General features: G+C 66.8%; 10 protein-coding genes and 2 pseudogenes. 9 read left to right on the top strand and 3 right to left on the bottom strand.

Annotated elements, in window-relative coordinates; translation table 11 throughout:
- Positions 1 to 92 precede the first annotated feature (92 nt).
- Positions 93 to 1541: an ARMT1-like domain-containing protein gene (locus tag ACFVV1_RS37320; RefSeq protein ID WP_389999040.1), complete on the bottom strand. Its 1449-nt coding sequence runs from the start codon at positions 1539 to 1541 to the stop codon at positions 93 to 95.
- 48 nt (positions 1542 to 1589) lie between these two features.
- Positions 1590 to 1910: pseudogene (gene cutA, locus ACFVV1_RS37315) on the bottom strand (divalent-cation tolerance protein CutA).
- A 507-nt stretch (positions 1911 to 2417) separates the two neighbouring features.
- On the opposite strand from cutA, the pseudogene ACFVV1_RS37310 reads away from it, so the two are divergent.
- Positions 2418 to 3647 (top strand): annotated as a pseudogene (locus ACFVV1_RS37310) (IS110 family transposase).
- A 32-nt stretch (positions 3648 to 3679) separates the two neighbouring features.
- Here the strand turns inward: ACFVV1_RS37310 and ACFVV1_RS37305 are convergent.
- Positions 3680 to 4123: an SUKH-3 domain-containing protein gene (locus ACFVV1_RS37305; protein ID WP_389999037.1), complete on the bottom strand. Its 444-nt coding sequence runs from the start codon at positions 4121 to 4123 to the stop codon at positions 3680 to 3682.
- A 1131-nt stretch (positions 4124 to 5254) separates the two neighbouring features.
- Here ACFVV1_RS37305 and ACFVV1_RS37300 point away from each other — a divergent pair.
- The 8 genes from ACFVV1_RS37300 to ACFVV1_RS37265 all read left to right on the top strand — a co-directional run bounded on the left by ACFVV1_RS37300 (position 5255) and on the right by ACFVV1_RS37265 (position 11670).
- A complete protein-coding gene (locus tag ACFVV1_RS37300; protein ID WP_389999034.1) occupies positions 5255 to 5569 on the top strand; it encodes a helix-turn-helix domain-containing protein in 315 nt (104 codons plus the stop codon).
- Between the two features lie 45 nt (positions 5570 to 5614).
- A complete protein-coding gene (locus ACFVV1_RS37295) occupies positions 5615 to 6256 on the top strand; it encodes a hypothetical protein (protein WP_389999031.1) in 642 nt (213 codons plus the stop codon).
- 150 nt (positions 6257 to 6406) lie between these two features.
- Positions 6407 to 6877, top strand: coding sequence for a tyrosine-type recombinase/integrase (locus tag ACFVV1_RS37290; RefSeq protein ID WP_389999028.1), 471 nt, complete (start codon positions 6407 to 6409; stop codon positions 6875 to 6877).
- A gap of 79 nt (positions 6878 to 6956) precedes the next feature.
- A complete protein-coding gene (locus ACFVV1_RS37285; protein ID WP_389999025.1) occupies positions 6957 to 7814 on the top strand; it encodes a HipA family kinase in 858 nt (285 codons plus the stop codon).
- Positions 7811 to 8194: a DUF3037 domain-containing protein gene (locus tag ACFVV1_RS37280; protein WP_389999023.1), complete on the top strand. Its 384-nt coding sequence runs from the start codon at positions 7811 to 7813 to the stop codon at positions 8192 to 8194. Before ACFVV1_RS37285 ends, ACFVV1_RS37280 begins: the two co-directional genes overlap by 4 nt.
- Positions 8195 to 8430: 236 nt before the next feature.
- On the top strand, positions 8431 to 9192 hold the full coding sequence (gene fabG, locus ACFVV1_RS37275) for a 3-oxoacyl-ACP reductase FabG (protein ID WP_389999020.1): 762 nt from the start codon (positions 8431 to 8433) through the stop codon (positions 9190 to 9192).
- 20 nt (positions 9193 to 9212) lie between these two features.
- Positions 9213 to 9968, top strand: coding sequence for an SDR family oxidoreductase (locus tag ACFVV1_RS37270; protein WP_389999017.1), 756 nt, complete (start codon positions 9213 to 9215; stop codon positions 9966 to 9968).
- Between the two features lie 118 nt (positions 9969 to 10086).
- The gene (locus tag ACFVV1_RS37265; RefSeq protein WP_389999014.1) at positions 10087 to 11670 is read left to right on the top strand and encodes an ABC transporter substrate-binding protein; all 1584 of its coding nucleotides are present in this window, start codon (positions 10087 to 10089) and stop codon (positions 11668 to 11670) included.
- Positions 11671 to 11703: the final 33 nt, after the last annotated feature.

The following is an 11703-nucleotide window of genomic DNA, read 5'->3' as shown; positions in this document are numbered from 1 at the left end:
CTTGCTCATGTTGCTCTTGCCACTCAACCTGGACTGCTTCCTCCGGGACCAATCCGTCCCAGTATCAGGCTGTCCACTTCAGAGGGGGAACTTCAAGTGACCTGGATCAGGGCGTGCGTGCCGCTCGTGCGCCACTGGGGCCCGGTAACTTCCAGCTCGTGCAAGGTTTGCGGCGCCAGGCCGGTGATGACGTCCGACTTCAGTGTGCGTAGAGCTGCGACCGGACCGGGGAAGTATGACGTGACGTCGGTGAACGGGGTGGTGGCCGACCAGTGTTGGTCGCCGACGAGGCGGCGGTAGTTCAGGTCGCCCTTCATGATCGTCAGGGTGGCGGTGGCGAAGTCCTCGTGGAGGTCGGCGGGCATGTCGGCGTAGGGGAACGGGGCGCAGGAGAAAGGGTGGGCGCGCAGGGTGAGGCGGCCGGTGGTGAGGGCCTGCTGCAGGCGCTTGCCGATCTCGGAGGCGTAGCCGGGGGCCGTGGTCAGGCGGTGGAGGCAGGCCAGAGTGTCGGTGGCCGTGGCGTCGGAGACGTAGTACGGGTACGGCTTGAGGTGCAGAACGACGCACGCGGCGCGGTCGGTGTGGAGCAGGTGGTCGGCGAGGACCAGGTCCGGAAGGAGCTCGGGGCCGGCGTTGTCGGCCACGAGACAGACCTTGCCGGGCGGGCTGGCGGACAGGGCTTCCCAGAGGACGGCGGAGTTGTCGGCGACGAGGTCAGTGACACGGTGGCCAAGGCCGGCGTCGCCCGCGGAGACGGCGAAGCCGAGGTCGGCGCGGTTGCCCCAGAGGGAGGCGTGGAGGAGAGTGCAGTCCTGTTCGACTGCCGGGATCTGGGGGCGTTGGTCGAGGGCGGCCAGTTCGGCCTCCACCGTTGGGCCCGCGAGTTCGGCGTTCTTGAACGGGGCGAAGGGGTCGATCCCCTGCCACGGGCCGGGGGCGAAGTAGCCGAGGGCGGCCAGGAGTTTGCGGTAGAAGTAGCTCTCCGCCCAGAGGAACGGGACGTCCCCCCAGCGGCTGCCGATGTGCTCCTTGCCCCACTCCTGCCACTGGTCCGCTCCGGGCTCGGTGTCAGGCAGGGGGAGAATCACGCCGTCCTCGGCGATCTCCTGCAGGAGGGTGTCCAGGGCACGCTGCTGTTCGAGGGGGTAGTGGGTGGCCTGGCGGACGCGCTCGATCAGAGTGGGGTGTCGGTCGTGCAGGACACCCCAGGCGAAGGAGCCTGCGACGTTGCTGACAACGACTGGGGCGGGGGCGGGCTGCGTCATGGTGTGCGGGCTTCCTTCGCGTGGTTCAGTGGGGGGATGGACGGTGCCGGCCGCGCTGCCTACGACCACGTGTCCGGTGGTTGGGTCGTAGGCCGCGCAGTGCAGCGGGGCGTCGACGCGTACTTCGGCGAGCTGGCGCTGTTCGGTCGACGACCAGAGGCGTACGGTGCCGTCAGCCGCGGCCGACGCCAGGTGGTCTGGGCCATCGAGGAACGCGGCCATGAGAACCCGACCGGTGTGGCCCGGGAGGTGGGCGGTGAACCGATCGTCCGACACGCTCCGGACGCGAACGCCGTCGTACGGCCGGCCCGTCGCTCCTCAGTCCTATGCCGTCTCCTCGACAACCCAGGACAGGTACGCCTCCGGCCCGCCGGTCACAGGCGGCGTGATCCACTGGGGGACGTCATACGGGGGCTTCTCGTGCAACCACGCCTCCAGCGCAGGGAGACGGTCCGTCGAAGTCATTTACGAGATCCGCCACTCCTACGCCGTCTCGACATTCTACTTCCACCAGTAGAAGGCTGTGATCGGCGCATCGATGTGGACGCCCGCTGCCAGCTTGCTCTCGACCGCGCCCCAGGCCAGCGCCTTCGCCTGATCCTCGTCGTCGCTGGTCGTCTGCGCGATCACAATCTCGTTGGCCATGCGACTACCTCTCCTGCTCGGGTACCGCGACCCTAATTCCTTCGTAAGGACCGCAGTGGTGCCGGGTGGCTTCACGGCAGTGTTCGAGTGGTGAGGTCCGTTACGCCTGCTGCGACCCTGGCCCGTGAGGCCTCTGGGTAGACCGTGTGGACGGCCGCGCCGCGGTGGTGACGGCTCGTGAGTGCTGGATGGATGCCTTGGGTGCCCCGGGCAGCCGATGCCTACACATAGAGCGGCGACGTCCGGTTTTCCCGGAGCCGTCACCACCGATCGCCTTGATCACTCGTTGGAGTGGTGGTGCGAGCCCGTCCCACGGTGACCTCTTGATACGCCCGAGCCGTCCGAGCTCCCGCATAGACCGAGGCCCGCGGGGTGCGCTGGTGCCACGAACGGCTAGTGAGGTGGCGGCCCGGCCCTGGCGGCCGAGGCCTGGAATTAGGCCGCTGCGTGGCCCGCATGCGCTCGTGACCAGCGCAAACATATCCGTACCCCTGGGGAGGGAACATCTTGATCTACTGCGGAATCGACTGGGCGGAGAAGACGCACGACGTCGCCCTCGTCGACGACAGCGGCCAGCTCCTGGCCAAGCGGCACATCACCGATGACGCGGCCGGCTACAAGATCCTGCTGGACGTGCTCGCCGAGTCGGAGACACCGAAGAGAACCCGATCCCCGTCGCGATCGAGACCAGCCGCGGCCTGCTCGTCGCCGTGCTGCGGACCGGGAAGCGGCCGGTGTTCGCCATCAACCCGATGGCCGCCGCCCGATACCGCGACCGGCACGCCGTCTCCCGCAAGAAGTCCGACCCCGGCGACGCCCTCGTCCTGGTGAACATCCTCCGCACCGACATGCACGCCCACCGGCCCCTACCTGACGACAGCGACCTGGCCCGCGCCATCGCGGTCCTGGCCCGGGCCCAACAGGACGCCGTCTGGAATCGACAGCAGCTCGCCAACCAGCTCCGCTCCCTGCTGCGCGAGTACTACCCCGCCGCGTTAGCGGCTTGCGCCAAGTGGGACAACGGTCGTGTGCCGCCCGGAGTCCCGCGAGCTCCTCAAGCTGGTCCCCACGCCGACCAGGGCCGCTCGCCTGACGCGCCCGCAGATCACCGCCGCACTCAAACGAGCCGGCCGTAAGCGCGGCATCGAGGCCGAAGCCGAGCGGCTCCGCGAGGCCTTCCGCCAGGACTGGGCCCACCAGCCGCCCCTGGTCGAGGACGCGCTGGGCAGGCAAATGCTCGCTCTCCTGGGCCAGCTCACGGCCGCCTGCACCGCCGCGGACGAACTCGCCCAGTCGGTGGAGGAAGTCTTCTCGCAGCATCCTGACGCGGAAATCATCCTCAGCTTTCCCGGCCCCGGCACCCAGCTCGGTGCCCGTGTGCTGGCCGAGATCGGAGACGATCGCACCCGGTTCGCCGACGCCCGTGGCCTGAAGGCCTACGCCGGCGCCTCACCCATCACCCGGGCCTCGGGGAAGAAGTCGAGCATCACCCGGCGCTGGGTGAAGAACGACCGTCTCAACCATGCGGGATATCTCTGGGCTTTCGCGTCCCTGACGGCCTCCATGGGAGCCAAAGCCCACTACCGGCGCCGACGCGACGAGCACTCCGACTGGCACGCCGCCGCCCAGCGCGATCTCTTCAACCGGCTGCTCGGCCAGCTCTACCACTGCCTCAAAGCCCGCCGGCTGTTCGACGAACGTGTCGCCTTCCCCACAGCGTTGACCGTTGCGGCCTGACGGATCCGCTGGACGGCCGGTGAACGCCGAAGTCAGGCAACCTTGTGAGGCATGACCCCGAGAACGAGGCCGTCCAAACCTGCCGGAAGCCGCCCGAAAGTGGCCAGGCGAAAGGGCTGGACTGAATAGAGCTCCCCGTGTTCGTCGATTCCGAGAAGAGCATGGCCGTGGTCGAGCTCACCAACAGGGAAGACCATGACCCCTCTGGCCTCGTTCCAGGCTGCGAAGCGGTCCTCCTCACTGCACCAGAGGTTCATGGGGTCCAGGTCGAACGCCTCGCGAGCACGCGTGATCCCGGCACCCCGCGACCCGACCTGCAGACCACCGAACTCCGCCAAGAACTCTTCTGCGGCCGGGTGCATCACCAGCTCGGCCTCCGCGAAGCTCACACGCCAGAGGCTGGTGTCCACACGGCGCCCAGGAAACCAGCCTGCCGAACGCAGGGTTGCCTGGGTGACGGGGTCGAGATCGCTCATGCCCGCACATTCTTACGCTGCCAGGACACCCACGCAACAAACCCTTGACTCGAACACAGCACCAGGCGACTTGACTGCTTACCACTGTGAGGTGTCTACCCAGCCGGCCAAGGCACACCGGATGCCGCACCGTCTGCTCGGGCCACGCCGCCCACACCGCCACCCGCAGGTACACATCGCCGCTGCCGTATTCGACCCGGCAGGTGGCAGGGCGGTTACGGCCGAGTGCGTCCACCCGGTCGGGAATGACCAGGGCCTTACCGACGAGATTGTGCAACGACTTCGCGGTGCAGGCGCCGGCGCATTCCTTTCGTCTCAATAGGTCCGCGACGGGAGGACTCCACGCAGGGCCGTCGGCGGGCATTCGCCCACGGCAGACAGAAAAGAACTCCAAAAGACTGGAAACCTCCGCCGGGACCATGTCAACGTACAACGTCCCGGAAAACACCGGGTCAGACGATGCAGTTACTCCGGTGTGGTCAGGGCTGCGACTGATTCGCAACCCCGCACCACACCAGGCTGCCTTGCTGGCAAGGTCCCTATTTAGGAGGCTCGTCTGTCGGATTCCGCTATTGGATCCGCCCGCTTCGCTTCACCCGCCCTCTTTGGGCTCGGCGCACTGAATGCTTGGTCCGGCCAGGCGGCGGGGGGACTACGGCGCCGTGTCCACCGGGCTGTGCGTCTGCCGGCCGGCCTGTTCGGCGAGGACCTGTTGCAACGCGGCTACCGCCGTGACAGGGCCGTCCTCGCGCACATTGCGGCGCACCCCGGAGCTGCAACTCGGCAGGTGGCCGCTGCCATTGAGGCCCCCGAGCGTGTCGTGGTGCGGAATCTTGACCGCCGCACTGAGGACGGTCTGCTGGTGCTCGTTACGGACGGCGCGACCCCAGCCCTGCGCTCATACCGGCTGGCTGCCTGAACGCGGCCAGCCCGAGAAGCTGTCGGATTCATCTGATGCGGCGCGCAACATAAGCCATGATCGCCGGTTAGCCAAACCGGCGATCGTCGAGACCATTGAGTTCGCATTGGGCTGCGTTTGGTAGTGGAGCCAGGTGGGCGAGTTCTCACCTATCCCGCAATGCGCGTAATCAATGTGTCCTTCAACCGTCTTCGCGATCCCGAGGTGCCAAGATGCCATCCTCCCTGCACGGGGCCAACTCCGATCCAGTGGCTGCCGCATCCGGAGCGAGTATCAGAGCTTTCCTGAATGTGCGGGAAGCGGCCGACTACCTCGGGATATCCCCTCACACCCTGTACGTCTGGCGGCACCGTCGCCAGGGGCCGCCAAACTTTCGGATGGGAGTCCGTGGCCGGGTCATGTACAGGCTGGTGACGCTTGACGCCTGGGTGCGCATGCAGGAGCAGTCGGATTCCCGCTCCAACCCGGAATTGAGCCCAATCGAAGTAGGTGCGCAGCGACGCGTCCGCTCTGCAACTAGCACTTGATGGTTCGCCGCTGATCTGTAATCGACCCACATTGGAGAGTGCGGCTTGGCCGGCTACATAGAAGACCGTTGGATCAAGAAGAAGAAGGACCCAGTAACGGGCAAGAGAGAGCGTACTGCCCGGTACGGGAAAGGGATGCGATACAAGGTCGCTGGCATCCCAGGGATCCGTGACAGATCATTCGCTACGGTCGAGGACGCCAAGGCGTGGCTCCGTCGGTCGGCGACGGATGAAGAGCGCGGCGAGTTCGTGGACCCTCGTGACGGAACCATCACGCTAGCCGATTACATCGCGAAATACTGGGCGCCTGGGAAGGCGGGCGCCCCGAAAACTCAGCAGGGGCACGAGCGTCGGGTGCGTCTCCACATCGTTCCGCATCTGGGACAGCTCCAGCTGAAGCAGGTAACGCCGGCGGAACTGCGTGTATACATAGCGAAGCTTGGCAGCTCCGTGAGGTCGGTCGACTATGTGCGTGGCATCTGGGGCGAGCTGTCAGGGATCCTGGAGACAGCTGTTGATGACAAGCGGATCGCTCGAAATCCGATGCGTGCGAAGTCGGTGCAGTGGCCGAAGGCATCGAAGGGGCGCAGGGAGGCGTGGTCGTTGGAGACTGCGCTCCGAGTACGTGATGTCATCAATGAGCGGAACAGGATCGCCGTTGTCCTTGGCCTGGGGTGTGGCCTCTGACAAGGGGAGGTCTTCGGGCTGAGTCCTGATGATATTGACTACGCACGTGGTGTCCTCCACGTTCGTAGGCAGACTCAGACGATCGACGGGAAGTTGTACTACGCGCTCCCGAAGTCTCGGAAGGTCCGTGTCGTCGACATGCCGCCGTCCGTGGCTGAAGAGCTGAAAAGGCATGTGAGGGATTTCCCGCCCGTGGCGGTTGAGCTTCCCTGGGGGCGGCCAGGGGAGGACAGGCCGACGGAAAAGTTCTCGTTGCTGCTCACCACGCGATTTGGCAACGCCATCGCGGTCAATACATGGAACACCTATACGTGGAAGCCTGCTCTGGCCAAGGCTGAGGTCATCCCCCAGCGGCCCGAGGGAGCCAAGCCCTGGCAGTGGGCTGCAGCTCCAAAGGACGGTTTCCACGTGCTGCGACACACCTATGCCTCGATCATGTTGGAGGCAGGCGAGTCTGTCGTCACCCTGGCCCAGCGGTTGGGGCACTCATCGCCGACGATTACGCTCGGTTACTACGCGCACTTCATGCCGGAGGCCGGGAACCGGGGCCGGGCTGTGATCGACGGTTTCGTCGGAAAGCGGGTCGCCGGCCAAAACTCCCCAGATTCTCCCCAGGGCTGATCGGGGTGATTCCCCAGGCTGTACGCCCCTGACCTCGGTCCGTGGATCTCCAGGGATCTGAGCCGTATAGCCTGGGGAAATGCTCACCGAAGTCATCGCGACCCGCTATGTCACGCCCTTGCGGGAGGGCGGATCGCTGCCCGGGATCGTTGAGGCCGACGACCTCGGCACCTATGTCATGAAATTCACCGGCGCCGGACAGGGCCGCAAGACTCTGGTGGCGGAAGTCATCTGCGGACAGCTCGGCCGCAGGCTCGGTCTTCGCGTCCCCGACCTCGTACAGATTCAGCTCGACCCGGTCATCGGGCTCGCCGAGCCCGACCAGGAGGTGCAGGAACTCCTGAAGGCCAGTGGCGGGCTCAATCTCGGGATGGACTTCCTGCCCGGCTCGATCGGCTTCGACTCGCTTGCCTATCAGGTGGACTCCCGGGAAGCCGGCCGTGTCGTCTGGTTCGATGCGCTGATCAACAACGTCGACCGGTCCTGGCGCAACCCGAACATGCTGATCTGGCACGGCGACCTGTGGCTCATCGACCACGGCGCCACCATGATCTGGCATCACAACTGGCCCAGCGCGCAGACGTCCGAGGCCAAGCCGTACAACGCCTCGGACCACGCGCTCGCCCCGTTCGCCCCCGATATCGCGGCGGCGGCCGCCGAACTCGCCCCCCTGGTCACCGAGGAACTGCTCACCGAGGTCGCGGCCGACGTCCCCGACGAATGGCTGGTGGACGAGCCCGGCTTCGACTCCACGGACGAGCTGCGCCGCGCCTATGTGGAGGCGCTGCTGCCGCGCGCCGCGACGATTCATGAGCGGATCACGCTGGAGGGCCCCACCGAGCCCAAGCCGTCCCAGGCCCCCGGCTGGCTCACCGAGCACCTCACCCCGTGGCCCCACCCCACCAAGAAGAAGAACGACAAGGACGGCCAGCGGTGAGCGAGCGCGATGTCTTCGAGTACGCGCTGCTGCGCGTGGTGCCGCGGGTGCAGCGCGGCGAGTTCTTCAACGCGGGCGTGGTCGTCTACTGCCGCGCGCGGGGTTTCGTCGCCGCCCGTACCCATCTCGACGAGACCAAGTTGAAGGCCCTGGACCCGACCGCCGACGTGGTCGGTGTACGGGCCGCTCTGCGCGCCGTCGAGGGTGTCTGCCGCGGCGGTACGGACGCGGGCCAGGCGGCCCACGACGACGCGGGCCGCCGCTTCCGCTGGCTGATCGCCCCGCGCTCCACCGTTGTCCAGCCGAGCCCCGTGCACAGCGGCCTCACGAATGACCCGGAAGCCGAGGTCGAACGGCTGCTCGACCTGCTGGTGCGCTGATTCTCCGTCCCCGCGGCGCCGCCCGTGACCACCGTGGCAGCGGCGCCGCCGGGTGTGACATGCGCCCCTGCGGCCGTGGGCCGTTGACACCGGGTGCCAGGGCTTCTAGCGTCTCGTCTGCTGAAGGTACTAAGCGGTTGCTCAGTTATCGGGGAGGTTCCGTGCACGCGAAGGTTTCGTGCCGGGAGCGCCCCGACGTCCGCTGAGCCGCGATCCAAGGGCGAGGAGAACCAAGCATGTCCACCACCGAGCAGCGCGTTGCCATCGTGACCGGAGCGGCGCGGGGCATTGGCGCCGCCACCGCGGTACGCCTGGCGGCCGAGGGCCGCGCGGTCGCCGTACTCGACCTCGACGAGGCGGCCTGCAAGGACACCGTCGAGAAGATCGCCGCCGCCGGGGGGACCGCACTCGCCGTCGGCTGCGATGTGTCGGACAGCGCCCAGGTGGAAGCCGCGGTCGCGCGGGTCGCCGCCGAGCTCGGCGCCCCGACGATCCTCGTCAACAACGCGGGCGTGCTCCGCGACAACCTGCTCTTCAAGATGACCGAGTCCGACTGGGACACCGTGATGAACGTGCACCTCAAGGGCGCGTTCCTGATGGCCAAGGCCGTCCAGAAGCACATGGTGGACGCCAAGTTCGGCCGTATCGTCTCGCTCTCCTCGTCCTCGGCGCTCGGCAACCGCGGCCAGGCCAACTACTCCGCCGTCAAGGCCGGGCTGCAGGGCTTCACCAAGACCCTCGCCAAGGAGCTCGGCAAGTTCGGCATCACCGCCAACGCCGTCGCCCCCGGCTTCATCGTCACCGAGATGACCGCGCAGACCGCGGCCCGGATCGGCATGGGCTTCGAGGAGTTCCAGGCCGCCGCCGCCACCCAGATCCCGGTGCAGCGCGTCGGCCGGCCCGAGGACATCGCCAACGCCATCGCCTTCTTCACGGGCGACGAGGCCGGCTTCGTCTCCGGCCAGGTCATGTACGTCGCCGGCGGACCGCTCAACTGACCCGAAGGGTTATGGACATCATGACTGTGCAGGACAGCGGGAAGGTCGCGCTGATCACGGGCGCGAGCCGGGGCATCGGCTACGGCATCGCCGAGGCGCTCGTGGCCCGCGGCGACCGGGTGTGCATCACCGGGCGCGGTGAGGACGCTCTCAAGGAGGCCGTCGAGCGGCTCGGCTCCGACCGGGCGATCGGTGTGGCGGGCAAGGCGCACGACGAGGCGCACCGGGCGGCGGCGGTCGAGCGCACCATGGAGGCGTTCGGCCGGGTCGACTTCCTGGTCAACAACGCCGGTACGAATCCGGTCTTCGGCCCGATCGCGGAGCTCGACCTCGACGTCGCCCGCAAGGTCTTCGAGACGAATGTGATCTCGGCGCTCGGTTTCGCCCAGCAGACCTGGAAGGCCTGGCAGAAGGAGAACGGCGGGGCGATCGTCAACATCGCCTCGATCGCCGGAATCTCCGCCTCGCCGTTCGTCGGCGCGTACGGCATGAGCAAGGCCGCCATGGTCAACCTGACCCTCCAGCTGGCGCACGAGTTCGCACCGGTCGTCCGGGTCAACGCGATCGCCCCCGCGGTGGTGAAGACGAAGTTCGCCCGGGCGCTGTACGAGGGCCGTGAGGCCGAGGCCGCCGCGGCCTATCCGCTCGGCCGGCTGGGAGTCCCCGAGGACATCGGCGGCGCCGCCGCGTTCCTCACGTCGAACCAGAGCGACTGGATCACGGGACAGACCCTGGTGGTCGACGGCGGGATCTTCCTCAATGCGGGCGTGGGCTGAGAACAGCCTGAGCGGGTTTGGGCCTTATTGGCTCAAGTGCCCTGTCGGGCCTGTGGATTGACCCGACGGGGCACTGCGGTATGGTCTGCCGACCCATGGCTGATCGAGGAGCGTTCACGTGTTCTACCGGGCCAGTTTGCAGGCCGCTGCAGTCCTTGCTTCCCTTTCCCTGCTGGCCGGCTGCGGATTTCTTTCCGACAGCGGCTCGAATGTGGAGCAGAAGATAGTCGTCGGTACGACCAGTGAGCCCTCCACCCTCGATCCGGCGGCGGCGTGGGACAACTCCTGGGAATTGATGCGGAATGTCTTCCAGACCCTGGTGAGTTTCCCCACCGGCAGCACCAGCCCCGAGCCCGATGCCGCGGAATGGTGCAAGTTCACCGACACGACCAGCACGGCCTATCGGTGCAAACTCCGCAAGGGCCTGAAGTTCTCCAATGGCGACAAACTCGACGCCGAGGCCGTGAAGTACTCCATCGACCGGATCTCGGCCATCAAAGTCAAGGGCGGCCCCGCGGGCATGCTCGGCTCGCTGGACCGGGTCGAGACCAAGGGTGACGACATGGTCGTCTTCCATCTCAACAAGCCCGACGCCACGTTCCCCTTCATTCTCGCCACGCCCGCGATGTCGATGGTGGCGCCCGGCGACTATGCGAAGCACAAGATCCGCAACGACGGGGAGGTCACCGGATCCGGCCCCTACCTCCTGGATGTGTACAAGCCGGGGAACCGGGCCGAACTGGTGAAGAACCCGGACTACAAGGGCTTCGCCAACCGTAAGAACGACGCTGTGACCATCCGTTACTTCAAGGAATCCGCCCCCGTGGTCAGCGCGTTGAAGAAGAACGAGATAGACGCGATCTACCGCGGCCTCACCGCCGAGGAGGTCGTCAATCTGGAAGACAACACGGACAAGAACAGCGATCTGCAGATTGTGGAGACCACCGGCGCGGACATCCGGTTCCTGGTCTTCAACCCCAAGGATCCGGCCGCCGGGAACGTGGCCGTACGGCGGGCCATCGCCCAGCTGGTGGACCGTGACGCCCTGGTCGCCAAGGTCTACCAGGGCACGGCCGAGCCGCTGTACTCCACGGTCCCCAAGGGCATCGCCGGACACACCACCAGCTTCTTCGACGTCTACGGCGACCCCGATGAGGACCAGGCGAAGCAGATCCTCACCAGGGCGGGCATCACCAAACCTGTCGCCATGACGTTCTGGTTCACGACCGACCGGTACGGCTCCTCCACGGTCCCCGAATTCGACGAGCTGAAGCGTCAGCTGGAAGCCTCCGGACTGTTCCGGATCACGCTGAAGAGCACGCCTTCCTGGAAGGAGTTCCAGGAGGGATTCACCAAGGGCCAGTACCCCGCCTTCGGCCGCGGCTGGTTCCCGGACTTCCCGGACCCGGACAACTTCATCGCCCCCTTCGTGGGCAAGGACAGCATCACCGGGATGCCCTACATGAAGCGTGAGATCACGGACCAGGTGCTGCCCCAGACCCGCGAGGAGAGCGACCGGGGCGCGGTCGGTAAGCAGTTCGAACGGGCCCAGCGGATCATGGTCGACGACGTACGGCTGCTGCCGCTGTGGCAGGGCAAGCTGTACGTCGCGTCGGGCGAGGACATCGGCGGCGGCGAGCGCGCCCTGGACCCGCAGACGGTCATGCAGATGTGGGAGCTGTACCGCAAGGCCAGCTGGTAGGCCCTGGCCGGGCTCGCGAGGTCCGTTGTCAGT

The organism is Streptomyces sp. NPDC058092 (assembly GCF_042884935.1).
Lineage (GTDB): Bacteria > Actinomycetota > Actinomycetes > Streptomycetales > Streptomycetaceae > Streptomyces.
The sequence above is the reverse complement of the archived record's forward strand: the minus strand, read 5'-3'. Positions and strand labels throughout refer to the sequence as shown.